Source organism: Allobosea eneae, from assembly GCF_042657265.1.
In the GTDB taxonomy this organism is placed as follows: domain Bacteria; phylum Pseudomonadota; class Alphaproteobacteria; order Rhizobiales; family Beijerinckiaceae; genus Allobosea; species Allobosea eneae.
This window is the reverse complement of record NZ_JBHSLW010000028.1, coordinates 83407-107306: the sequence shown is the minus strand read 5'-3', so window position 1 is coordinate 107306 and position 23900 is coordinate 83407. Positions and strand designations below refer to the sequence as shown.

The 23900-nt window shown below is 68.2% G+C and carries 22 protein-coding genes; 9 read left to right on the top strand and 13 right to left on the bottom strand.

Going from position 1 to position 23900, the window contains the following annotated elements:
- Positions 1-98 precede the first annotated feature (98 nt).
- Positions 99-656, bottom strand: a complete 558-nt coding sequence (locus ACFPOB_RS17410) for a gamma-glutamylcyclotransferase (RefSeq protein WP_377799671.1) — start codon at positions 654-656, stop codon at positions 99-101.
- Positions 657-796: 140 nt separating this feature from the next.
- Between ACFPOB_RS17410 and ACFPOB_RS17405 the strand changes: the two genes are divergently transcribed.
- Positions 797-1852: a DUF2125 domain-containing protein gene (locus ACFPOB_RS17405; protein ID WP_377799670.1), complete on the top strand. Its 1056-nt coding sequence runs from the start codon at positions 797-799 to the stop codon at positions 1850-1852.
- On the opposite strand, the gene rpoH is transcribed toward ACFPOB_RS17405, so the two are convergent.
- The 4 genes from rpoH to ACFPOB_RS17385 form a co-directional block, all read right to left on the bottom strand.
- Positions 1853-2749 carry an RNA polymerase sigma factor RpoH gene (rpoH, locus tag ACFPOB_RS17400; protein WP_092156884.1) on the bottom strand — a complete coding sequence of 299 codons (897 nt, stop codon included), beginning with the start codon at positions 2747-2749 and terminating at the stop codon, positions 1853-1855.
- 207 nt (positions 2750-2956) lie between these two features.
- The gene (locus ACFPOB_RS17395) at positions 2957-3988 is read right to left on the bottom strand and encodes an RluA family pseudouridine synthase (RefSeq protein ID WP_377799669.1); all 1032 of its coding nucleotides are present in this window, start codon (positions 3986-3988) and stop codon (positions 2957-2959) included.
- Positions 3989-4136: 148 nt separating this feature from the next.
- Entirely contained in the window at positions 4137-5807 is a 1671-nt protein-coding gene (locus ACFPOB_RS17390; protein WP_377799668.1) for a heme biosynthesis protein HemY, read from the bottom strand.
- Positions 5808-5821: 14 nt separating this feature from the next.
- Positions 5822-7786: a uroporphyrinogen-III synthase gene (locus ACFPOB_RS17385; RefSeq protein ID WP_377799667.1), complete on the bottom strand. Its 1965-nt coding sequence runs from the start codon at positions 7784-7786 to the stop codon at positions 5822-5824.
- A 314-nt stretch (positions 7787-8100) separates the two neighbouring features.
- Here ACFPOB_RS17385 and tsaD point away from each other — a divergent pair, with 314 nt between their 5' ends.
- From tsaD to ACFPOB_RS17365, 4 genes are read left to right on the top strand one after another with little or no spacing between them, the layout of a single operon-like run.
- On the top strand, positions 8101-9144 hold the full coding sequence (tsaD, locus tag ACFPOB_RS17380; protein ID WP_377799666.1) for a tRNA (adenosine(37)-N6)-threonylcarbamoyltransferase complex transferase subunit TsaD: 1044 nt from the start codon (positions 8101-8103) through the stop codon (positions 9142-9144).
- Positions 9141-10139, top strand: coding sequence for an NAD(P)H-dependent glycerol-3-phosphate dehydrogenase (locus tag ACFPOB_RS17375; protein WP_377799665.1), 999 nt, complete (start codon positions 9141-9143; stop codon positions 10137-10139). The genes tsaD and ACFPOB_RS17375 overlap by 4 nt, the downstream gene beginning before the upstream one ends.
- Before the next feature lie 15 nt (positions 10140-10154).
- On the top strand, positions 10155-10493 hold the full coding sequence (locus ACFPOB_RS17370) for a hypothetical protein (protein ID WP_377799664.1): 339 nt from the start codon (positions 10155-10157) through the stop codon (positions 10491-10493).
- Entirely contained in the window at positions 10493-10903 is a 411-nt protein-coding gene (locus tag ACFPOB_RS17365) for an EVE domain-containing protein (RefSeq protein ID WP_377799663.1), read from the top strand. Before ACFPOB_RS17370 ends, ACFPOB_RS17365 begins: the two co-directional genes overlap by 1 nt.
- A gap of 65 nt (positions 10904-10968) precedes the next feature.
- Here ACFPOB_RS17365 and ACFPOB_RS17360 read toward each other — a convergent pair whose 3' ends face one another.
- Positions 10969-11571, bottom strand: coding sequence for a glycoside hydrolase family 19 protein (locus ACFPOB_RS17360; RefSeq protein ID WP_377799662.1), 603 nt, complete (start codon positions 11569-11571; stop codon positions 10969-10971).
- A gap of 134 nt (positions 11572-11705) precedes the next feature.
- Between ACFPOB_RS17360 and ACFPOB_RS17355 the strand changes: the two genes are divergently transcribed.
- The gene (locus ACFPOB_RS17355; protein ID WP_377799661.1) at positions 11706-13007 is read left to right on the top strand and encodes an aminotransferase class V-fold PLP-dependent enzyme; all 1302 of its coding nucleotides are present in this window, start codon (positions 11706-11708) and stop codon (positions 13005-13007) included.
- 115 nt (positions 13008-13122) lie between these two features.
- Here the strand turns inward: ACFPOB_RS17355 and ACFPOB_RS17350 are convergent, their stop codons facing one another.
- The 4 genes from ACFPOB_RS17350 to argH all read right to left on the bottom strand — a co-directional run bounded on the left by ACFPOB_RS17350 (position 13123) and on the right by argH (position 19046).
- Entirely contained in the window at positions 13123-15816 is a 2694-nt protein-coding gene (locus ACFPOB_RS17350; RefSeq protein WP_377799660.1) for a TIGR02302 family protein, read from the bottom strand.
- A 135-nt stretch (positions 15817-15951) separates the two neighbouring features.
- Entirely contained in the window at positions 15952-17241 is a 1290-nt protein-coding gene (gene lysA / locus ACFPOB_RS17345) for a diaminopimelate decarboxylase (RefSeq protein WP_377799659.1), read from the bottom strand.
- Between the two features lie 7 nt (positions 17242-17248).
- Positions 17249-17509 carry an LPS translocon maturation chaperone LptM gene (lptM, locus tag ACFPOB_RS17340; RefSeq protein WP_092156872.1) on the bottom strand — a complete coding sequence of 87 codons (261 nt, stop codon included), beginning with the start codon at positions 17507-17509 and terminating at the stop codon, positions 17249-17251.
- Positions 17510-17639: 130 nt separating this feature from the next.
- Positions 17640-19046: an argininosuccinate lyase gene (gene argH / locus ACFPOB_RS17335; RefSeq protein WP_377799658.1), complete on the bottom strand. Its 1407-nt coding sequence runs from the start codon at positions 19044-19046 to the stop codon at positions 17640-17642.
- 31 nt (positions 19047-19077) lie between these two features.
- Here argH and tlpA point away from each other — a divergent pair, with 31 nt between their 5' ends.
- From tlpA to ACFPOB_RS17320, 3 genes are all read left to right on the top strand, one after another.
- Positions 19078-19707, top strand: a complete 630-nt coding sequence (gene tlpA / locus ACFPOB_RS17330; RefSeq protein ID WP_377799657.1) for a thiol:disulfide interchange protein TlpA — start codon at positions 19078-19080, stop codon at positions 19705-19707.
- Between the two features lie 170 nt (positions 19708-19877).
- Positions 19878-20870 carry a hypothetical protein gene (locus ACFPOB_RS17325; protein WP_377799656.1) on the top strand — a complete coding sequence of 331 codons (993 nt, stop codon included), beginning with the start codon at positions 19878-19880 and terminating at the stop codon, positions 20868-20870.
- A gap of 78 nt (positions 20871-20948) precedes the next feature.
- Positions 20949-22679 (top strand): carbamoyltransferase family protein, encoded by a 1731-nt coding sequence (locus ACFPOB_RS17320; RefSeq protein WP_377799655.1) that lies wholly within the window; start codon positions 20949-20951, stop codon positions 22677-22679.
- Positions 22680-22685: 6 nt separating this feature from the next.
- Here the strand turns inward: ACFPOB_RS17320 and ACFPOB_RS17315 are convergent, their stop codons facing one another.
- The 3 genes from ACFPOB_RS17315 to grxD are packed head-to-tail and all read right to left on the bottom strand — an operon-like array spanning position 22686 to position 23898.
- Entirely contained in the window at positions 22686-23153 is a 468-nt protein-coding gene (locus ACFPOB_RS17315) for a ribonuclease toxin HepT-like protein (protein ID WP_377799654.1), read from the bottom strand.
- A gap of 16 nt (positions 23154-23169) precedes the next feature.
- Positions 23170-23502, bottom strand: coding sequence for a nucleotidyltransferase family protein (locus ACFPOB_RS17310; protein WP_377799653.1), 333 nt, complete (start codon positions 23500-23502; stop codon positions 23170-23172).
- A gap of 60 nt (positions 23503-23562) precedes the next feature.
- A complete protein-coding gene (grxD, locus tag ACFPOB_RS17305; protein ID WP_377799652.1) occupies positions 23563-23898 on the bottom strand; it encodes a Grx4 family monothiol glutaredoxin in 336 nt (111 codons plus the stop codon).
- Positions 23899-23900: the final 2 nt, after the last annotated feature.

The window sequence follows — 23900 nt, the reverse complement described above, 5'->3', positions numbered from 1 at the left end:
ACAAGCCCGACCATGACGAGGAGCGGCAGTGTTCATCGATTCCGGGCTCAGGCCCGCGGCCTGCCCCGGACAGACGGCGGTGGTTCTAGCGTGAGCGCTCAGCCGGCCGCCGGTCCGCTCGTCCTGTCGAGCTCCGCGACGAGGTGCGCCAGCAGCGGGTCGTGGATGCCCATCTCGTGCAGGTGCTCATGGGTGCGCCGGACATAATCCGGATTCTCGCCCGAGACGCCCTTGCCTTGCCGGACTAACGCCAGCACGGCTTCCTCAGGCAGGCGGCCGGCATATTGCTCGTGGTTGCGGTCGGCGATGTAGGTGAGCGCGGTGAGCCGGCGACCGTCGTCGAGTCGCAGCGCCAGCCGCCGTTCGAGATAGACCGCGGTCGCCTGCTCGCGGGCCCGCAGATAGTCGATCGTCTCCTCGGCCTGCTCGGCCGCGACGCGGAAGGCGACGCCGCGGCAGATGCCGCCGCGATCGAGGCCAAGCACCAGCCCCGGCACTTCGGGCGTGCCGCGATGAACATGCGAATAAATGCAGAGCGCGCGATGATAGCCGTGCAGGCGCGCGCCGGCGCGCTCGACGAAGGCAAAGCCGGGACGCCAGATCAGCGAACCGTAGCCGAACACCCAGAGATCTTCCGGCGGAAGCGGCGCCGTCATCCGTTTCCTCACAATTTAGCCCGCTTGCCTCGCCAGAGAGGCACGCGCGACCTGTTGGCGGATAATCCTCGCCAGCGCTGGCGCGTTGCGGCCCAGGTCGCTATCAACCTGCCGAGAATTTCGCAATGGAGCGCCTGCGCATGTCCGATACCACGCCCGTGCGCCGGCATGGCCGCTTCTGGCTCTACGCGCCCTTTGTGCTGCTGGCGCTGCTCGCCGCCGGCTGGTCCAGCATCTGGGGCTTCGCGCGCAGCAAGGTCGACCAGGAGCTCGATGCCGGCATCGCCCGCGAGGTGCGGGCCGGGCGCAACTGGACCTGCCGCGACCGCAATGTCGGCGGCTACCCGTTCCGCATCGAGGTGCGCTGCGCCAGCCTGACGCTGACCTCCTCGCGCTGGGGCGACGAGGTCAAGGTCGATGCCGGGCCGGCGGTTGCGGTCGCGCAGGTCTGGACTCCCGGCCACATCATCCTGCAGATGACCGGCCCGATGCTGGCCAACCTGCCGCAAGGGCGCAAAGCGGCGCTCGACTGGAAGGGGCTGGCCGCGAGCCTGCATCTCAGCGGGCTCGCTTTCGAGCGCTTCTCGCTGGTGCTGGGCGAGCCGGTCCTGACCGTCACCGAGCCGGGGCAGGCCGCTGCCGAGACCTGGCGTGCGGCTGCAGCCGAGGCGCATCTGCGGCCCAATCCGCAGCGCTTCGCCAGTGACGGCACCGTCGATCTCGCGGTCAACGCCAAAGGCGGCGTGCTGCCGGCTCTGGAGGTGCTGGTCGGCAACGGCCAGCTTGCCGATCTCGATCTGCAGGCCAGCCTGTCGCGCGCTTTGTCCTTCCGGCGCGGTTTCAACCCCGATGCGCTCGAAGCCTGGCGCATAGCCGGCGGCATCTTGGATGTGACCAAGCTCGTCATGACCAAGGGCCCGACGAGGCTGGAGGCGAGCGGCCAGGTGACGCTCGACGAGGCGCACCGGCCGGCCGGCAAGGTCGCGGCTGCGGTCGCCGGTGTCGACCGCATCGCCGGCATCAACGTCGGCGGCCTGACTGCCGGGCTCGGTGCGCTGCTCGGCGGGCGCAGCGATGGCGGGCAAAGCAATACGGCGGCAGGGCTTACGCCGCTGCCGCCGCTGGTCCTGCGCGAGGGCAGGGTCTTCCTTGGGCCGCTCAGGCTGCCCTTGCAGCCTTTGCCGCCATTGTATTGATCAGGCCGCGGGCAAAGCCGCCCGCGGCGCCTCGATCTTCACCAGCGCCTTCTTGACCGCCTCCTGCACCTTCTCGAAGGCGCGGACCTCGATCTGGCGGACACGCTCGCGCGAGACGCCGAACTCCTCGGAGAGCTCCTCCAGGGTGATCGGGTCCTCGGCGAGGCGGCGCGCCTCGAAGATGCGGCGCTCGCGATCATTGAGCACGCCGAGCGCCTCGCGCAGCGCCAGATGGCGGTTGTCGCTCTCCTCGGAAGCGGCGAGACGATTCTCCTGGCTGTCGCTGTCGTCGACGAGCCAGTCCTGCCATTCGCCCTCGCCATCCTCGCGCAGCGGCGTGTTGAGCGACGCGTCGCCGCCGAGGCGACGGTTCATGTCGATCACGTCCTGCTCGTTGACGCCGAGCTTGGTCGCAATGCTCTTGACCTGGTCGGGCTTGAGATCGCCGTCGCCGAGCGCCGAGATCTTGCTCTTGGCCTTGCGCAGGTTGAAGAACAGCTTCTTCTGGTTGGCAGTGGTACCCATCTTCACCAGCGACCAGGAGCGCAGGATATATTCCTGGATCGAAGCCTTGATCCACCACATCGCATAGGTCGCAAGCCGGAAGCCCTTGTCGGGCTCGAAGCGCTTGACCGCCTGCATCAGGCCGACATTGCCTTCTGACACGACTTCGCCCATCGGCAGGCCGTAGCCGCGATAGCCCATGGCGATCTTGGCGACGAGGCGCAAATGCGACGTCACGAGCTTATGGGCCGCGTCGCGGTCGCCATGCTCGCGCCAGCTCTTGGCCAGCATGAATTCCTCGTTCGGTTCCAGCATCGGGAACCGACGGATCTCGTCCAGATAACGTGAAAGTCCGCCCTCCGCGGACATGACGGGCAACGACGCAGTCGCCATGCTCGTACTCCTTTCCGGCTCCCGCTCTGCGGCGAGCCAACCACCCGATGTTCCATCGGGCAGGATCTCCGGTGCGGTGCGTTGACGACGACCTTCGCCCTGTCGTCCGCTACCGGCACCCAGCGGCGCCCCTTTAGCCATCCGCTTTCGCAACGCAGTATAGACGATGCGAGGGTGGCGGAAAGTGGGCAACGCAGCAAAAATCGGTCACAGGATCGAGAGTTCTGCTTGCAAACGTGCAAAGTCGGCTGGAGGTTCCGACTCGAAGCGCAATTCCTCGCCGGTGACCGGATGCTCGAAGCCGAGCAGGCGCGCATGCAGCGCCTGGCGCCCGAGATCGGCTAGCGCAGCGCGAGCGTTTTCCGGCAGGCGGCTCGCCTTGGTCATGAAGCCGGAGCCGTACAGCTGGTCGCCGAGCAAGGGGTGGCCGATATGGCTCATATGGACGCGGATCTGGTGGGTGCGCCCGGTCTCGAGCTGGCACTCGACCAGGCTCGCCAGCGCCTCGATCTCCTCATGGCCGCGCAGGAGAGGCGGGTAGCGCTCGATCAATTCGATATGGGTGATCGCCTCGCGGCCGCGGCCTTCGCCGACCACCATCATCTTCTCGCGATTGCGGTTGGAGCGCTCGATCGGCGCGTCGATCGTGCCGGTCTGCCGGCGCGGCGAACCCCAGACCAGTGCAAGATAAGCCCGTTCGAGGGGACCGGTGCGGCCGTGGTCGGCGAACTGCTTGGCGAGGCCGCGATGAGCCCGGTCGTTCTTGGCGACGACGAGCAGGCCGCTGGTGTCCTTGTCGAGGCGGTGGACGATGCCGGGCCGGCGCACGCCGCCGATGCCGGAGAGGCTCTCGCCGCAATGGGCGATCAGGGCGTTGACCAGTGTGCCGTCCTCATGGCCGCCGGCGGGGTGGACGACGAGCCCGGCCGGCTTGTCGATCACGATCAGGTGCTCGTCCTCGAAGACGACGGTGAGCGGGATGTCCTGACCGACCGGCGCGGCCGGCTTGGCCTCGGGCATGACGAGGGAAAGCCGCTGGCCGGCCACGACCTTGCGGCTGGCATCGGCAATGACCATTCCGTCGATGCTGACGCCACCTTCCTTGATCACCTGCTGCAGGCGGGCGCGCGAGACCTCGCCGCCGAGCAGCGTGAGCGCCTTGTCGAGGCGCAGACCGGCCTGCTCGGGCGTGATGACGAGTTCGGTGGCGGATGAGGAGGTGATCTCGGAGGCGGTCATGCGCCGTCTATAGGCGTCCAGAAGGCAAAGATCACGCGTCATGCTCGGGCTTGCCCGACCATCTCAGGGAAAGAAGGCTCCAGTCGGCGCCTTCTTGTCACTTCATTCTCGGCTCTTCGCTGCGCTTTTACCGCGAATCACGTGCTCGTCAGCTAAAGATCCGGAAACGACCCTTGGCCTCGCCCGGCGCTTGTTGCTCCGGACCGGGATCGTCGGGAGCGTGCGCGACCGGGAAGACCACCGGGGCCGGCTTGCCCTGCAGCGGCGCCGGCTTTGTCGTCATCGGAGTGATCTCGACGACCGGCTCGGCCGGGGGAGGAGCCGCTGCGGCAGATGGTTCCGGCTTGGCCTCGACCTTGGGTTCCGACCTAGGCTCCGGTTTGGGCTCAGGCTTCGGCGGTTCAGGCGCGGTGAGCCCGGCCGCTGGTGGCACCGTCACGGCCTCTGCCACCTCGGCCTTGCCTTCGAGCAACGGCGCCGAGGGTTCGTCAAGATCGGCGAGAACGTCGTCGTCGAGATGGCTGCCCTGGCTGCCGAGCGTTGCCGGCGGCACGGTCCAGACGAAGGCGTCGAGCCGGCCCGAGATCGGCGAGACCGGCAGCCACTGGTCGGAGACGAGGCCGTCGGCGACCCAGGCGGCGTCGCGTGGGGCGCGGGTGGCGCGGGCCAGCCATTCGCGCACGCGGCCGGTGGCGCCATGCTCGGCCTCCTCCAGCTCGGCCATCAGCAGGCAGGCACGGACCGAGGCACCGCCGGCGAGCAGCGGTTTCAGCGTGGCGCGGGCGCGGGCGAAGTCCTGGGCATGGATGGCGGCGCCGGCGAGCGCCAGCACCCCTTCCGGATCGGCGGGCCTGAGCTTGGTCAGTGTCTCCGCCCGGGCGAGGCGATCGCGGGCGCTGTCGCCGGGGCGGACGTCGAGATAGGCACTGGCGATGTCGGGATGCGAGACCTGCTTCCACGCGGCTTCCAGCAGCTTCGCCGCCTTCTTGATGTCGCCGCGCTCCGACAGCATCCGGCCGGCCAGAGCCGCGGCGGGCGTGAGGCCCGGCGCGAGTTTGACCGCTTCGAGCGCGGCGGCGAGCGCCTTTTCGGGCTCGCGGTCCTTGGCGTCGAGCGCTTCGGCCGCAAGCAGGACGGCGCGCTGGCGCTTGGCCTCGCCCTTGTCGGCGAGGCGCAAAGCGGCGCGGCGCTCGACCGCTGTGCGGGCCGCCTGCCAGTCGCCGGCGGCGGTGTGGAAGTCGAGCAGGGCGTCATTGGCCCAGGCGAGCGAGGGCGAGCGGCGCACGGCGTCGTCGGCGAAGGCGCGGGCGGCGGCCATGTCGCCGCGCCGGCGTGCCTCAACGAAGAGGCCGCGCAGGCCGAGTACACGGGTCTCCGGCTTGTCGAGCATCGCCTTAAAGGCGGCCTCGGCTTGGCCGCGATCGCCGGAGAGCTGCGCCGATTGCGCTTCGAGCAGCAAGGTCAACGGCTCGCTGGCGGCGAATTTGCGGGCGTCGACCGCATGGCGCCCGGCGGCGACGGGATCGCCCGCGCCGATCGCGACCATACCACGCGAGATCGCCTCGAAGCCGCGCGCCCGGCGCCGTGCCCGCGAGGCGAAGCCGAAGGCCGAAGGCAGGCCGAAGACGAAGCGCATGATCGCCCAGGCGACCAGAGCGAGGAAGGCGAGCACGACGACGCCGATCGCCGCGATCGCGACGCTGGTCTCGATGCGGTAGCCCTGCCAGAGAATCGAGACCTCGCCCGGCCGATCGGCGAGCCAGACGGCGCCAGCGGCGAAGGCGGCGATGACGAGGAGATAGACCAGTACGCGAACCATCGGGATCTATCCTCTCAGCCTGCCGTGCCCAGCGCCGCGACCGCATCCTGCGCGATACGGTTGATGGTCGATTCCGCGCTTGCGCGCTGCTTCAGTGCCGCGCCGAAGGCTTCGCTGCCGCGCCGCGCCGGCTCGGGCAATTGCGCCCAGAGCTCGGCAGCCTTGACGATGTCGTTCTGGACGAGCGCGCCCTCCAGCCGGATCGGCAAGGTCGCGGGATCGCTGGAACCGGAGTCACCGACCGGGCGGATGGTGACGATGCGGCTGGCAAGGCCGAGCAGCTTGTCCTCCCAGCTGTTCGCCTCCGGCGTGGTCTCGCGCACGAGCAGGGCTTGGTGGCTCTTGAACAGCGCCAGCAGCTTGTCGCGCGTCGCGGCCCCGCTGCCGGCAACGGCGGCGAGCGCCGTCTTCTGGTCGGCCGGGATGTCACCGAGCGCGGCGAGATCGGCCTGGAACGGGCGGCCGGAGCCGATCGCGTCGCGGATGCGCTCGGCCAGGACGACGCGCGCCGCCGCCACCGCCTGCCGGCTCGGCTGGGCGGCACTCTTGGCCGCGGCCTCGACACCGGCGAGACGCTGGTTCAGCGTCGTGGCTGCGTCGCGGGCGGCGGCGGCAGCATTGTCGGCACGGTCAAGCTTCTCACTGAACGCAGCGGCGAGGTTCGCGTCCCCGGCCGGAGCAGCCTTGGCCAGTTCGGCGAGCCGGGTGGCATTGGCCTGCGCCTCGCTGCTCGCTCTGGCGGCACTTTCGGCTGCGGCCGCCGCCTTGCGATCGACGGCCTCGAGTGCGGCTCGGTTGGGCAGGGCGGCGCTCTGCGCCTGCAGGGTCTCGATGCGCTTGGCGAGCTCGGCCAGCCGGGCGCCGTCATCAGGCGCGGAAAGACGCATACCGAGCAGCAGCAAGCCGGCGCCGATGACGCCGCCGGCGAGGCCGGCGAGCGCCACGGTCGGCAGGCTGAAGCGGCGCTGATGCTCGGGCACCGGTGGCGGTGTGAATTCCTCGGCGAGCGCCTCGGTTGGCAACACGGCCTCGGCCTGTGTCTCGATGCGCTCGGCTTCGGCTGCGGTCGTGGCCGAGCTGGCAGCCCCTGCGGGCGGCGTCTCGACGGTTTCCGTCGCCGCGAGTTCGATGGTCGGCGGCGTCCGGCCGGAACGGTTGCGGCGCTTGCCGGCCGGGCCTTGTTCGCTGCTCGGCTCCGCCGCCATCTCGTCCTTGTCCACCTTGTCGTCCATTGCTGCCGGCTCCTTAGCATCGCCGGTGAGCAGAGTGCGAGCGGGAAGCTGGTCGAGCGCCGCGAAGAGCGCCGCTTCCTCGGGATGCTCGGCGACGAGCACGGTGTCCGCGCCGGCCGAGATCAGCGGCGCGGCAACCGCAGCGGAAAGCGTGAGCTGCGGCAGCGCCTGCGCCTGCTCGGTGAGACCGGCCTTGCCGGCGAGAGCGACGAATACCTCAGCGCTGCGCGGCGAATAATGCAGGGCGGCATCGGCCGAGCCATCGCGCAACGCCTCGGCGGCATGCGCAGGCAGGCTCTCGACTGCTTTCGCCTCATAGGCGGTCCAGATCGTCACGTCGTGGCCGGCATCGCGCAATTGCTGCGGCAGGTCCTCATGCCGGTCGCGGCCGGCGACGAAGAGCAGCTTCTGCACAGCCGGCAGCCGCTCCAGGATCAGCGCCAGCAGTTCGGCCCGCCCGCCTTTGGCGCTGTGCGCGATGAAGCCGAGCTTGCCGGCTGCTTCCGCGGTGCGCGGGCCGACGCAGAAGGCTGGCAGTGCGCTGCGCCAGCTCTTCGGCAGGCTTTCCAGCGCCGGCACGGCATTGGCGCTGGTCAGCACCAGTGCGTCGAATGGTCCCTTGGGCGGCTTCTCGCCACTCGGCAGGACCTCGAACAATGGCGCCACCACCGGGTCCTGGCCGCGCTCGCGCAGGCTCTGAGCGCTGCGCTCGGCATCCTCAAGCGGTCTGAACACCAAAACGCGCATATCGTCTCCTCGGGCGGGCTCAGGCCGGGTCGAAGCTGCCGGGCTGGATACGGACGCGAGATCCGCGTCCGATCCTCGCTCCCTGCGCGGCCTCCGTGACGGAACCAAGGCATTCGCCGACAAGGATGGCATAACCGGCGATCGGTATGTCCGTCATCTGGTGCGAGGTCTCCGGTTCCGTGCGGATGGGCCGACGCTGGGCATTGGCCTTCTCCTTCATGCAGCACTATACGGAGGAAATCCCCGCGCGAAACCGCGCACCTCGGCGGCAGCCCGGCGACCAGTGCCGATGCCCGCCCAACACCATGACGAGCATGCGAGTTCTGGGCATAGAGACGACCTGCGACGAGACGGCCGCCGCGATCGTTTCGGTCGAACGCTCCGGCGAAGCGAAGATTTTGTCGAACGAGATCCTCAGCCAGATCGCGGCGCATGCCGCCTATGGCGGCGTCGTGCCCGAGATCGCGGCGCGCGCCCATGTCGAGGCGATCGACCGGATCGTGGCGCGCGCCTTCGAGAGCGCCGGCATGAAGCCATCGGAGATCGACGGGGTCGCCGCAGCGGCGGGACCGGGCCTCGTCGGCGGCGTCATGGTCGGCCTCACCACGGCGAAGGCGATCGCGCTGGTGACGGGTAAGCCTTTCATCGCGATCAACCATCTCGAAGGCCATGCCCTGACGGCGCGGCTGACCGACGACCTCGCCTTCCCCTATCTGCTGCTGCTGGTCTCCGGCGGGCATACGCAATTGCTCGCCGTGCGCGGCGTCGGCGATTATCTGCGCCTCGGCACCACCATCGACGACGCGGTCGGCGAGGCTTTCGACAAGATCGCCAAGATGCTCGGCCTGCCTTATCCCGGCGGCCCCTCGGTCGAGCGCGAGGCACTCAAGGGCGATCCCGAGCGCTTCGAATTCCCGCGGCCGATGAGCGGGCGGCCCAATCCCGACTTCTCGCTGTCGGGCCTCAAGACGGCGGTGCGCCTCGTCGCCGAGCGAATCGCGCCCCTGTCGGAGCGCGACGTCGCCGATCTCTGCGCCTCCTTCCAGGCGGCAGTGGTCGACGTGCTGGTCGATCGGACACGCGCCGGCTTGCGCGCCTGCCGCGAGGCCGGGATCAAGCCCTCGTCGCTCGTCGTCGCCGGCGGCGTCGCCGCCAATCAGCAGATCCGCAACGGGCTGGTGCGCCTTGCGACCGAGGCCGGCCTGCCGATGGTCGCCCCGCCGGTGGCACTCTGCGGCGACAATGGCGCGATGATCGCCTGGGCCGGGCTGGAACGCCTCCGGCTTGGCCTTGTCGACGACATGGGGGCGGTGGCGCGGCCACGCTGGCCGCTCGACGAACTCAGGGCGCAGGCGTGAGCGCAAGAGCCCGCTACCAGACGGTCGGTGTCGCCGGCGCCGGCGCCTTCGGCACGGCGCTGGCGCTCGCTGCGGCCCGGGCCGGGCGGCGCGTCGTCCTCTGGGCCCGCGACGAGGAGACCGTGGCGAGTTTGCGCGACCAGCGCGAGGCACCGCGATTGCCCGGCGCGAAGCTGCCCCCGGCGATCGAACCGGTTTCGGACAGCGCGGCGCTTGCGCAGGTCGAGGCGCTGATCCTAACGGTGCCGACGCAGGCCTTGCGTGCGGCCTCGACGCTGCTTGCTCCGGCGCTTCCGCACGGACTGCCGGTGATCTCCGCCGCCAAGGGCATCGAGCAGGGCAGCGGACGCTTCACCACGCAGATCATCGCCCAGGTGCTGCCACAGGCGGTTCCGGCGGTGCTGTCCGGGCCGAGCTTCGCCGCCGACATCGCGCGGGGGCTGCCGACGGCGCTGACGCTCGCCTGCGCCGATGCCGCTTTGGCGAAGGCGCTGGCCGAGGCGCTGAACTCACAGACGCTGCGCATCTATCACAGCAATGATCCGCGCGGCGTCGAGATCGGCGGCGCCGCCAAGAACGTGCTCGCCATCGCCGCCGGCATCGCCATCGGCCTCGGCCTCGGCGAGAGCGCTCGCGCTGCGCTGGTGGCGCGCGGTTTCTCGGAGCTGCGCCGATTTGGTGAGGCGCATGGCGCCCAGGCCGAGACGTTGATGGGACTTTCGGGACTGGGGGACGTCGTGCTCTCCTGCGCCACCGCCCAGTCACGCAATTTCGCCTATGGCCAGGCGCTCGGAGAGGGCCGGTCGCCGGCCGAGGCATCGGGTGGCAAGCTCGCCGAAGGCGCTTTCACCGCTCCGGTGCTGGTCGAGATGGCGCGGGCGCAGGCGATCGACATGCCAATCGCCGAGGCCGTATCAAGCATCATCGCCGGCACCGTCGGGGTGCGCGAGGCGGTCGCGGAATTGCTGGCGCGGCCGGTGCGGGCAGAAAACTGAGCGGAGAGGATATGCATGGCGAATGACTGGTCCGATCTGACGAAGCGCGTGGCGCGAGGGATCGCCGAGGTACGCAAGACGACCGGCTCCGAGCTGATTGCCGAGAGCCAGCCGGTGCCGCTCGCCGGGCGCATCGCCGGGCGGGTGATCGAGCTGCGCCGCCGGCGCGCCGAGGACACGCATCGCTTCGTGCTGATCCTGCCTTTCGGCGAGGGGGAGGTCAGGGTCGAGCTCAGCCCGCAGGACTATGCCGGGCTGACACGCGAGATGGTCAGGTTCTGGAACGAGAAAGGCGAAGCGGCGTCGCGACCGCCGGTGCCTCTGAAGGAAGAGAAAGAAGAGGACGAAGGCTGATGGCGCACTGGCTGATCAAATCCGAACCCTCGGTCTTCTCCTGGGACGACCTGGTCAAGGCCGGCACCAAGGGCACGCATTGGGACGGGGTGAAGAACCACACCGCCAAGCTCAACCTGATGGCGATGAAGACCGGCGAGCAGGTCTTCTTCTATCACTCGAACGAGGGTCTCGAGGTCGTCGGCATCGCCGAGGTGATCAAGGAGCACTATCCCTGGACCGAGGCCGGCCCGCCCTGGGTGCTGGTCGACTTCAAGGCGCTGAAACCCCTGCCGAACCCGGTCTCCCTCGCCGCGGTCAAGGCCGAGCCGAAGCTCGCCAAGATGGCACTCGTCACCTCGTTCCGCCTCTCGGTGCAGCCGGTGACGGATGAGGAATGGGCGCTCGTCTGCAAGATGGGCGGGCTGTAGGCGTTTGCCCGCACCGTGACACCCCTCGCCCACTGCGGCTGCAATGGCGAGCGTGAGGAGAGGATCTAGAACCAGATCGCTTTCGCCGTCGTCAGCAGCTGCCGACGGTCGGCAAGGCCATTGGCCCCGCCATTGATCAGCTGGGTGACGCGGGCGGCGTCGTCGCGGTCGGCGGCGGCGTTGATCTTGCGGTCGCGCCAATAGGCGAAGGCGACCTGGACCGAGATGCGCGGATCGAGCGCCAGCTCAGGCCGTCCCTCCAGATCGATGTTCAGCATCCGGCCGATGCGCCGGTAGTTGGCGCGGCCGGTGAGCTGGAAGATGCCGCGCCCGTGATAGCGTGCACCGTCGCCCGGCTCGGTGTTGCCCAGATCGGCGCGCCCCTCGTATTTGGCGAACTGCTTCCTGCCGCCCTTTTCCTCCAGCGTGCGGAAGCGGTCGGTCTCATGCGCGGCCTGCGCCAGGAAATGGCAGACGCGCAGCGCCGTCGTCAGGTCGGCCTCGGCGGCGAGCCGGTCGAAATGCAGCGCGATGTTGTTCATGATCTCGGCCTTGCCGATCGGCGCGAGCCGCGCAAGGCGCGACACGGTGACGGCGAGGTCCGGCGTCCGCGGAGCCTGTGGCTCCTCGATCGGCCCGTCTTCGGCTGGCGATCCCTGCATCGACATGGCGACACTCCCCCTTGCGCATTGCGCCAGTATGCACCCGTTTCGCGAGGCGGGGATAAGTTCGCCCGCCATACCGTCACGGCCCTGAAACAGCGTGCGGCTAGCGAGGGCCCCCGCCCCAAGGAAAGCCCGCCATGACCGATCACATCGCTCTCAATCGCCGCACGCTGCTCGCCGGCCTCGGCACCGCCGCGCTCGCCGCTGCAGCCGCTCCCGCCCTCGCCCGCTCGCTTCCGGCCCTGCCGACCAGCAATCTCGGCAGCGACACCGGCTACTGGGACGCAGTCCGGCGCCTCTACAGTGTCACCCCCGACATGGTGAACCTGGAGAACGGCTATTGGGGCATCATGGCCGAGCCGGTGAAGGCCGAGTACAAGCGCTTGACCGACTTCGTGAACTTCGAGAACACCGTCTACGCCCGCACCAAGATTGGCCAGGACCTCGACAATGTCCGCTCGCCGCTGGCCGATTTCCTCGGCGTCGCCCGCGAGGAGATCGCGCTGACGCGCGGCGCCACCGAGGCGCTGCAGACGCTGATCGCCGGCTACAACAAGCTCAAAGCCGGCGACGGCGTGCTCTATGCCGATCTCGATTACGATTCGATGCAGTATGCGATGAACTGGCTGAAGGGCCGGCGTGGCGTCGAGGTCGCCAAGTTCGACATCCCCGAGCCGCCGACCAAGGCCAATGTGCTTGCGGCGTATGAGGCAGCGCTCGCGGCCAACCCGAAGACGAAGCTGCTTCTGCTCACCCATATCAGCCATCGCACCGGGCTGATGATGCCGGTCAGGGAGCTCGCCGCCATGGCCAAAGCGCGCGGCATCGACGTCATCCTCGACGCTGCCCATAGCTGGGGCCAGGTCGACTTCAGGGCGAAGGATCTCGGCGTCGACTTCATCGGCTTCAACCTGCACAAATGGATCGGCGCGCCGCTCGGCGTCGGCCTGATGTACATTGCCCGCGAGCGTCTGGCCGATATCGACACCCATTATGGCGACGAGGACTTCAAAGCAGACGATGTCCGCTCGCGCATCCACACCGGCACGCCGAACTTCGCCGCACAGCTCGCCGTGCCTGCAGCGCTCGCTTTGCACCAGGAGATCGGCCCGCAGGCCAAGGAGGCGCGCTATCGCCATCTGCGCAACTACTGGGTCACCAAGGCGCGCGAACTGAAGGGCGTCGAGATCCAGACCCCGGATGATCCCGAGATGGTCGCGGGCATCACCTCCTTCGCCCTGACCGGCAAGCGCTCGGCCGCCGACTGCAACGCGATCGTCGCGGCGCTGCGCGACAAGCACAAGGTAATGACGGTGCGCCGCGGCGGCGTCGCCAAGGGCAACACGATCCGCATCTCGCCGGCGCCCTATCTGACGGAAGCCGATCTCGACCGCTTCATCGCGGCACTCGCGGTCGTCTCGGGCAATCGAGCGGGGTAACTCTCGCCGTCATTCTCGGGCGGCGCAAAGCGCCGACCCGAGAATCCCATGACAAGAAGGCACCAGTGTCCGATATGCTCGGGTCAAGGCCGAGCATGACGCGAGACCAAGGCAATCAATTCCGCCGCAGCAGGCGCTCGAGATAGTCGAGTTCCTCGGTCGGGCGCAGCGGATCGCCGAGGCGCCGGCGCAGCTCCTCGAGGATGCGCCGGGCCCGTTGCGTCGCGCTCTCGTCGGCGCCGGGCACCCTCACGCGGCCATCGGCCCAATCGCGCTGGCGCTGCGGCCGCCCGAGCGGGTCGTTGTTGTCGCGCTGCTGGGCCGAGGGCCGGCCCGCAGGGCGACCATCCGGCTCGCCATAGGCGTTCTCGTTGCCCTCGCCCTCGCCGGGCTCGCCCTGCATCTGCTGGGCGAGGTTCTGGCCGCCCTTGCGCAAGGCTTCCAGCGCACGCCCCTGCGAGTCGACCGCCTGGCCATCCTGGCCCTGGCCGAGCTGGCCTTCGGCCTCGCGCATCGCGTCCTCGGCCTCGCCGAGCTCGCCGGGGTCGGCGCCCATGCCGCGCATGCGCCGCTGCAGATCCTGCAGCCGCTCGCGCAGAGCCTGCTGGCGCTGCGAGAGGCCCTGACCTTGGCCCTGCCCGCCTTCGGCGTTCTGGCCGTCCTCGCCTTCGCCCTCTTCACCATTCTCGCCTGGCTGTTGGCCGGGTTGCTGGCCACGTTGTCCACGCTGGCCTTGCTGTCCTTGCTGGCGTTGGCCTTGCTGGCCGGGGCGGGCCTGCTGCTGGCCAGGACGCTGACCGCGCTGGGCCCGGTTCTGGCGCTGCTGGTCCTGCTGATAGGTCTCGTCGCGCAATTGCTGCTGCTCACGCGTCATCTTGTCGAGATCGCCGAGCGCCTGGTTCATCTCGCGCTGGCGCGGGTCCTGCTGGCCCGGGCGCGCCGTCTTGAGATTGTTGAGGAGGTTGTTGAGCTCCTCCATCAGGCGCTGCGCCTCGGCCATTTCGCCGCGCTTGGTCAGCTCCTCGATCCGGTTGAGCATGTTCTGCAGGTCGCGTGGCGTCACCGTGCGGAAATTCTCCGGCATCTGCGCCTGGTTCTGCTCGCCATTCTGCTGCTGGCGCTGCCATTGCTGGGCGAGCTCGCGCATGAACTGGTCCATGGCGCGGCGCAGATCCTCGGTAAGCTTCTTCATCTCCTCTTCGGAGGCGCCGCGCTCCAGCGCCTGCTGCAGGTTCTCCTGCGCGGCACGCAGCGCTTTTTCGGCGTCCGAGAGGTCGCCGTCCTCCATCTGGAGCGCGAGCGCCCACATCATCTCGGCGGCTTCGCGCAGCTGGTCGTCGCTGGCGGCGCCCCGCAGCCGCTCGCCGATCATGCGCATGCCGAGATAGACGCCGGTCTCCTTCATGAAGCGGTCCGGCTCGATCATCAGCGCATCGAGCGCGAGCTGGACCTTCCTGCGATTGTCGACGTCCATGACCAGCTTGCGCCGCTGCTCGACCAGCGCCTTGGCCAGCGGCTTGGTGAAGGTCCGCTGCGGCAGCGTCACCTCGACAACCTCGCTGCGCCCCTCCTGCCCGGTCTCATCGCGCGCCGAGAGGCTCATATTGACCTTGGCGCCGGCCCAGGGATGGGCCGAGAAGTCGACCGTGCTCTTCATCTCCTCCTCGCCGGAGGGCGGCACCGGCAAGACCTGCTTGGGCGCCTCGACCAGCGAACGGCCGCCCGAAATCGGCCCGACACGCGAGACCAGGACCTCGGCCGAGGCGATGCCGTAATCGTCTTTGGCGCGATAGCTGATGCCGAGCCCGCCCTGCACGCCGCTGACCGCCTTGGGCGGCTCGGCGAAGGCGATCTCCGGCTTCTGGTCGATGACCGCTTGCAGGCTGAGCGTTTGCGCCGGCGCGCCCGAGCCGGTGATGCGCAAGGTGCCGTCGCCGGCGACGAGATAGCGCTTCTCGGTCACCGCGACCGTCTTCGTCGCCGCCGCCTTGGCTTCAGCGGGCTTGGCTTCACCGGGCTTGCCCTCGACCGGCACGGCGTCGAGGCGCCCGGTGGTCGCGACATCCATTCCGCTCTTGCCGGCGATGCGCACCACCACCGTCGATTTCTCGGGCACGTTGAAGTTCGGGCTGGCGAGCCTGCCGAAATCGATCAGGATCGGCGGCATGCGCGTATAGGATGGCGGGTCGATCCAGGCGTCGATCCGGACCGCGGCTGCCGCGAGCGCAGGCCCGCGCCAGTCGAACGCAGCGCTGAGCCGCGGCAGGGCCTCGTGCCCGGCGACGAAGAAACCGGCGACGGCCGCGACCAATGGCGCCGCACGCAGCGCGCGCTTGTCGCGCCCGGCCATATGCGGCTTGGGCGGCGCGACCTTCAGCTCAGCGACATGAGCGCTCTGACGCTGCAGATGCAGCGTCCACAGCGCCTGCGAGACCGGATCCTTGCCGCCGACCGCGAGCGTATCCTCGAGCGAGGTCGCCGGACGATGAGCCCCGTCCATCGAATGGTCGAGCCGGGCCAGCGCCTCGCGGCGGCTGGGCCAGCGGCCGGTGACGGCCGGCCAGAAGCTCGCGAGCAGGGCAAGAGCAAAGATGGCAGAGCCGGCGGCGCGCCCCCACCAGGGCAGATGCAGCCAGAGCCCGAACCAGGAGACGGCGAGGAAGACGAGGAGGACGCAGAGCGGCGCCCACAGCTTCGGCCAGAGCCGTTCCCAGGCCAGCGACAGCCGCGATGCCGCAGCGAGGCGCTCCAGCCGCCTGCGGATCATCTGGACCGGGTCTAGCGCCGTCCGGCGCGGTGTTTCGCTCATCCGATGCTCCGAGCCGCCCCCCGCGGCCGCTCTCAATGGCTTCATCGATCGAGCAGAGAGGCTAGCACGTGATTGTGGCGTGACCAGCGTCGAAGCGCCCGAGCCCACAGGCGCTCTTGGAATCGTGAAGCGCCGTCAGGACAGCCAGGGCGGTGCACGATCTGTGCCGATCAGCTCTTCATAGGTCTGACGCGGGCGCGTCACCGCGAATTTGTCGCCCTTCACCAGCACTTCGGCGACCAGCGGGCGCTGGTTATAGGTCGAGGACATGCTGGCGCCATAGGCGCCGGCGGTCATGAAGGCGATGAGATCGCCCGGCTTCAGCGCGGAGAGTTCGCGCCCGGTGGTGAAGGTGTCGCCTGATTCGCAGATCGGCCCGACCACGTCATAAGCGATCGTCTTTGCGTCCTCCGCCGGCTCCGCAGCCGGCCAGATCTCGTGATAAGCCTCGTACATGGCTGGTCGCATCAGATCGTTCATCGCCGCATCGACGACAAGGAATTCCTTGGTCGGGCGCGGATTGAGATGCAGCACCTTGGTCAGGAGGATGCCGGCATTGCCGACGATCAGCCGGCCCGGCTCGAAGCCGAGTTCGGCATCGAGCCCTTTCGTCACCCGGGCGACCATCGCGGCATAGGCCTCGATCAGACCGGGGCCGTGATCGAACTCGCGCGGGATATCGTAGGGAATGCCGAGCCCGCCGCCGAGGTCGAGCCGGTCGACGCGGTGGCCTTCCGCCCGCAGCGCCAGCACGAGGTCGCGCATCTTCACATAGGCCGCCTCGAAGGCGTCGACCTCGCGGATCTGGCTGCCGATATGCACGGCGAGCCCCATGATCCTGACGCCCGCCATATTGGCGGCACGGGCATAGAGCCGGTGCACCTCCTCGAAGGAGACGCCGAACTTGTTGGCCGAGGAGCCCGTGGTGATCTTGGCGTGGCCGCCGGCGCCGATGTCGGGATTGACCCGGAACACCGCCTCCTGGCGCTTGCCCAGGCGCTGCGCCACCTTCGACAGCAGGTCGAGCTCGCCCTCGGTCTCGATATTGACCTGATAGATGCCGGCCTCGACCGCAAAGGCTAGCTCGCTCTCGGCCTTGCCGACGCCGGAGAAGACGATCTTGCTGGCCGGGAAGCCGGCGGCGAGCGCCTTACGGATCTCGCCCTCGGACACCGTATCGGCGCCGGCGCCGAGCGCGGCGAGCGTCTTCAGCACGCCGAGATTGCTGTTCGCCTTCATGGCGTAGAAGACATGCGCCGGCTTGCCCGGCGTGGTCGAGGCCATCGCCGCCTCATAGAGGCGGTAATGCCGCTCGATCGTCGCCGAGGAATAGACATAGACAGGCGTGCCGACCTTCTCCGCGATCTCGCGCAGGTCGACATCCTCGGCGAAGAGCGCGCCGTCGCGATAGGCGAAGTGATGCATCGGGCGCTCAGAGCAAGGGGTCGAGCACGAAAGGCTTCTCGGGAACCTCGATCGGCCGGTTGCGCTTCGGCGGCTTGCCGAGCGGCGAGGCTTCCGTCGCGTTGAAGGTGTTCTCGACGGCTCCGGTCTGCGCGTCCGGCAGATCGATCGCGTTTTGGGCGTTCGGAGGCGGCTCAAGCGGACCACGGCGGCCACAGGCGGAGAGCGCGAGACCGAGGAAGCCGGCGACCAGCACGGCGCGGCCGATAGTCAGACGGGAATGCGGCACGAACGGGTATCCTCGGGCAAGGCGTCGAAGGGACTGTAGCGAATGGCGCGCAAGCTTGCGAGCCTCACGGGCGTCATTCACGGGCGGAGCGAAGCGCAGATCCGAGAATCTCCGTCAAGAGATGCTCGGGTCAAGCCTGAGCATGACGGGTGCCGTCCTTGGCGAGCTGCTTCAACCAGCGCTTCGCCTGCCGCTTCACATTGGCGGGAGCGGTGCCGCCATAGCTGGTGCGGCTTTTCACCGAGCGCTCGACGCCGAGCACGGCGAAGATCTCGTCGGAAATCTTCGGCTCGACCTCCTGCATCTCGGCGAGCGAGAGCTTTTCCAGCCCGACCCCCTTGGCCGAAGCGATGCCGACGAGCCGGCCGGTGACGTGATGGGCGTCGCGGAACGGCATCTTCAGCACGCGCACCAGCCAGTCGGCGAGGTCGGTCGCAGTGGCGTAGCCCAGGCCGGCCGCCTTCTTCATCGTCTTCAGGTCCGGCTGCATGTCGCGGATCATGCCGGCGCTGGCGGCAAGGCAGAGCGACAGCGTCTGAACCGCATCGAAGGTGCCTTCCTTGTCCTCCTGCATGTCCTTCGAATAGGTCAGCGGCAGGCCCTTCATCATCGTCAGCAGCCCCTGCAGCGCCCCGAAGACGCGCCCGGCCTTGCCGCGCACCAATTCGGCCGCGTCGGGATTGCGCTTCTGCGGCATGATCGAGGAGCCGGTCGAGAACTTGTCCGAGAGCTTGACGAAGCCGAATTGCGGCGTCGCCCACAGCACGATCTCTTCGGCAAGGCGCGACAGGTGCATGGCGCAGATCGAGGCGGCCGACAACGTCTCCAGCACGAAATCGCGATCCGAGACCGAATCGAGCGAGTTCGCCGTCGGACGGGCGAAGCCGAGCGCCTTGGCGGTCATGTGCCGGTCGATCGGGAAGGAGGTGCCGGCGAGCGCGGCGGCGCCAAGCGGGCATTCGTTCATGCGTTCGCGGGCATCACGAAGCCGGCCGCGGTCGCGCGCCAGCATCTCGACATAAGCGAGCAGATGGTGGCCGAAGGTGACCGGCTGGGCCGATTGCAGATGGGTGAAGCCCGGCATCACCGCCCCGGCATACATATCGGCCTTCTCGGCAAGGGCGAGCTGGAGGTCGGCGACCTGCTCGTCGAGCTGATCAAGCGCGTCGCGCACCCACAGGCGCATGTCGGTCGCGACCTGGTCGTTGCGCGAGCGGGCGGTGTGCAGGCGCCCGGCAGCGAGGCCGATCCGGTCCTTGAGATTGCTCTCGACATTCATATGAATGTCTTCGAGCGCACGCGAGAACGTGAAGCGCCCGGCCTCGATCTCGGCCTCGATGCCCTTGAGTCCGTCCGAGATCGCGTCCACGTCCTCGCGCGTCAGGATGCCGGTCTCGGCGAGCATGGCGGCGTGCGCCAGCGAGCCGCGGATGTCCTGGCGCCACAGGCGCTGGTCGAAGTCGATGGAGGCGTTGATCTCCTCCATGATGGCGTCGGGACCTGTGGCGAAACGCCCACCCCACATGCGGTTGCTCACGGCGGTCTTTCCTGCTCTTCAAGGACGCGCGATGACGTCTCGGTCGAAAATGATGATGGCCTGCGGGGCTCTCGCGCTGCTGGTATTGGGCGGCGCTGGCGCCTTCTACTCCGTGCGGGGCGTGGCCGGCAATTCCGTCTGCAGTGCCGCCGCGACGAAGGTGGAGGCGCTGCGTCCCCTCGCGAAGGGCGAGGTGGCCGCCGTCGAGGTCGCCAAGCAGCCGGCTTTGCTGCCCGACCTCGCCTTCAACGGCCCGGACGGCAAGCCGACGACGCTGTCAGCCTTCCGCGGCAAGACCGTGCTGGTCAATCTCTGGGCGACCTGGTGCCTGCCTTGCCTGACCGAGATGCCGGCGCTCGACGCGCTCCAGGGCGCGCTCGGCGGTCCGGATTTCGAGGTGGTGGCGATCAACATCGACACGCGCCACCCCGACAAGCCGAAGAAGTGGCTGGCCGACAAGACCATCACCCGCCTCGCCTATTATGCCGATCCGCAGGCCAAGGTCTTCCAGGACATCCGCGCCGTGAAGAAGGTCGAGGGCATGCCGGTCAGCCTGCTGGTCGACCCGGCCGGCTGCGAGCTCGCCTTGTTGCAGGGCCCGGCCGAATGGGCCGGCGCCGATGCCAAGGCGATGATCACCGCCGCGATCGGTCGGCGCTGATCCGCACAGGGCGTCGATCACGGCGCTGACACGTGCAAGAGCGACAAGCGGCCCGGGCCTCATCCTTCGATCGGCAAGATCGCGGGATGTGAACCTGTATCCGCTGAGCCAGTTACAGCATGGCCCGTTGTCGGCGACGCGGGTCCCACCGATCATACAGGAGCGATGCGATGATCCGATTCGACATGAGCGCGGTGCGCCACGCCGCCCGAACCACCTTTCGCCTGGCCATGGGCGGGCTGCTGGCCGCTGGATTGGCGGTCGGCGTTCAGGCGCAGGATCGAACCGCGATCTCCGGTACGACGGTCTCGCTGGCGCCACTGAAGGGCTTCGTGCCCTCGACGAAGTTCGCCGGGCTGGAGAACGCCGAGGCCAAGGCCTCCGTGCTCGTCGTCGAGCTGCCGCCCGAGGCGCATCCGCAACTCTCGACGCTGTTCACCAATCTCGAGACGGCGAAGACCAACTTCGCCAAGCAGAACATCACCATTGACGACGCGGAGGACATCGACACCGCCGCCGGCAAGGGCCGCATCCTGACCGGCCAGCAGGCACTCGGAGCCGCGACCTTCGACAAATGGATCGTGCTGCTCAAGGGCGCCAAGACCGTGATGATCACGGTGCAGGCGCCGGATGATTCCGATCTCGACGGCGACGACATCGTCGCCATGCTGAAGACCGTGTCGCTCGGCGCAGAGCCGACGATCGACCAGAAGCTCGCAGCCCTGCCCTTCCGAGTCCGCGCCACCGAGCCCTTCCGCGTCGTCGACACCTTCGGCGGCCTCGGCGTGCTGATGACCTCCGGCCCGCTGAACGTTGATTCCAAGGGCTCCCAGCCCATGCTGATCGTCACCTATCAGACCGGAGGGCAGGTCGCCGCCGGGCAACTGGCCGCCGCGGGCGAAAAGCTGCTTTCGACGACGCGCGGCTTCGAGAAGGCCGAGATCACCAAGCGCGACACCGTCACCTTCGCCGGCGACAAGGACGGCGTCATGCTCTCGGGCACGACCACGGAAGGCACGACCCGCAAGCGCTTCGCCCAGTATATGGGCCTCGGCCCGGACGGCCGCTTCGTACGCATGATCGTCAGCGCCGACGAGTCGAGCTATCCCTCGCTCGAGCCCGCGATCAAGACGATTGCCGACAGCGTCGCCTTCGCCAAGTGATCGACTGACGCCAAGGCTTGGCGTCACCGCTCTGCAACATTTGCCATGGCCGGCCGGCTGCTCCATACGCTGCCGGCCATGAGCTACACTATCGGCCTCGCCACCACCTTCCACGACCCGGCCATCGCGATCGTCGATCCCGACGGCGAGGTCCTCTTCGCCGAGGCGGCCGAGCGCTACCTGCAATACAAGCGCGCGCCGAACTGCGAGCCGGACACGGCGGCGCGGATGGAAAGCCTGGTCAAGCGCTACATTCCCAAGGGCGTCGAGATCAGGCTCGCCACCAGCTGGGGCGAGGAGTTCACCGGCTTCCTCGACCAGATGAGCCGCGCCGGCTCCTTCAGCCTCGACTCGCTCCTGAAGCTCTCGCCCGCCTTCAACCGCTCGCTCGTGCCCGAGCGCAGCGAGCGCGCCCTGATCGCCAACCTGCACCACCAGCAGCAGCGCGCCGGCCTCGGCACCCTGCTCGGCCTCGACCGCGCCTTCGGCGAGGCGAAGCTCACCGGGATCAAGCGCTACGGCCATCATCTCAGCCACGCCGCCTATGCCGCCTGGTCCTCGCCCTTCCGCGACGCCGCCTGCCTCGTCGTCGACGGCATGGGCGAGACCGGCGCCTCCGCCATCTTCGCGCTGAAGGACGGCCGCCTCACCGAGCTGAAGCGGCATCGCGGCCGCGAATCGATCGGCTTCTATTTCGGCTTCGTCACCGACCTCGCCGGCTTCGACCAGGCCAAGGGCGAGGAATGGAAGATCATGGGGCTCGCGCCCTATGGCAAGCGCGATCCCGAGCTGCTCGCATTGCTGCGCAAGCTCTATCGCGTCGAGGGCACCAAGCTCAGCTTCGCCGATGCCGCGACGGTCCAGAGCGTCGCCGACGAGATCCTCGCCCGCCGCCCGGCCGATGCACTCGACAAGGGCTGGGCCGATCTCTCGCGCTGCGGCCAGGACGTCTTCGCCGAGATGATGGAGGCGCTGCTTGCCGAAACGGCGGCGCTCTGCCCATCGGAAAACCTCGTGCTTGCCGGCGGCTGCGCGCTCAACTCCTCCTTCAACGGCAAGATCGTCGGCCGCCACGGCTTCAAGCAGGTCCACGTCCCCTCCGCCCCGGCCGATGACGGCAATGCGATCGGCGCCGCCTGGCTCGCCCATGCCGAGGCGAATCCGGGCTGGCAGGCGCCGAAGGGCCCGATGAGCCCCTATCTCGGCTCCAGCCTCTCGACCGAGCCGTTCGAGCGCATGGCCGCCTGGGAGCCGCGCCTGAAGAAGCTCTCGCCCGACGAAATCATCACCGCGACGGCCAAGCTCCTAGCCGAAGGCAAGCTGATCGGCTGGGCGCAGGGGCGCGCCGAGTTCGGACCGCGCGCGCTCGGCAACCGTTCGATCCTGGCCGACCCGCGCCCGGCCGACGCCAAGGACATCCTCAACGCCAAGGTGAAGTACCGCGAGGCCTTCCGGCCCTTCGCGCCCTCGATCCTGGCCGAGCACGGCCCCGACTGGTTCGAGAACTACCAGGATGCGCCCTATATGGAGCGCACGCTGACCTGGAAGGAAGCGGTGCGCGACCGCGTCCCCGCAGTCGTCCATGAGGACGCAACCGGGCGCCTGCAGAGCGTCACGACGCAGCGCAATCCGCGCTATCACGCGCTGATCTCGGCCTTCCACAAGCTCACAGGCGTGCCGGTGATCCTCAACACCTCTTTCAACATCATGGGCAAGCCGATCCTGCACACCAGCGAGGATGCGATCCTGATGTTCTATACATCAGGGCTCGATGCGCTGGTGGTCGAGGACTGGCTGCTGGTGAAGTGAGGCGGCTTAGTCCGGATCGATAGCGGCGCGGAACGTCGCGAGCTCATCGTCTATGCGCGCGAGGAAGCGCCCGGCGGCGGCAACCGCCGTTCTCGTACGCTCGAAATCGAAATTATCGTAGCTGTGCATGGCGACATGCCGAAAGCGCATCAATTCGGCTGCATCGCCAGCGAGTTTCGGGCTGATGATGGCAGGACGAGCATTTGCGATTGGCGTCGAGACACGGCGGATGAGCGCAGCGTGCCAGTCTGGTCCGACCGGCGCCTCCTCGTCGAGCAGCGCCAGGATTCGGCGCAGAGCGAGTTCAAAGGACGTATAGCCGGCGAGCATGGCATGCTGGAGCGCCATTGCAGCGTCATAGCCAGCGTCGGTTGCAGTATCGATCGCTTCTTGCCGGCCGATGCGCTCGGCGGCGGCAAAATGGCGCTTTGCCGCAGCGATGTCGGCTTTGATGTCTCCCCAGCGCTCCGCCATCATCGCTCTATTCGCCTTACGCCAAAATCAGGCCTTCGGCTCGGGCACGCGCTACCACTTTGCCGGAGGTCCATGTCACGGGCCGCACATCGGGCCTCAGGCCCAGCGCCCAGCATGCATCTTCGGCGAACCCGCATGCGACCATCAGGTTCGCCTCCGGAAAGTCGACCAGAATGTCGACATCGCTTTGATCATTGGGCGTTCCGCGCGCCGCGGACCCGAACAGGATGAACACCCCGCCATGCTCGCGCGCATAGGCAGCGAGCATCGGCTTCAGCGCCTCCACCGAAGCTTGGTACTCCGCAAGCTTGCGCTCATGGCGCTCGCGCAGGGTGATGTAACCGCTCATGCCGCTTCATAGCACAAGCCAGCGTCCTGCACCCGTCGAGGCGAAAGGCCTGCGGCTCCGTCAGCTCGCCTGCTTGACGGCGATGCCCTTCTCTTCGAGCAGCGCCTGCAACTCGCCAGCCTGAAACATCTCGCGGGTGATGTCGCAGCCGCCGACGAACTCGCCCTTGACGTAGAGCTGCGGGATCGTCGGCCAGTTCGAATAGGCCTTGATGCCCTCGCGGATCTCCTGGTCCTCGAGCACATTGACGCCCTTGAACGGCACGCCGACATAAGAAAGAATCTGCACCACCTGGCCGGAGAAGCCGCACATCGGGAATTGCGGCGTGCCCTTCATGAAGAGCACCACGTCGCTGGACTTCACTTCGGCGTCGATACGGGCGTTGATGTCAGACATCA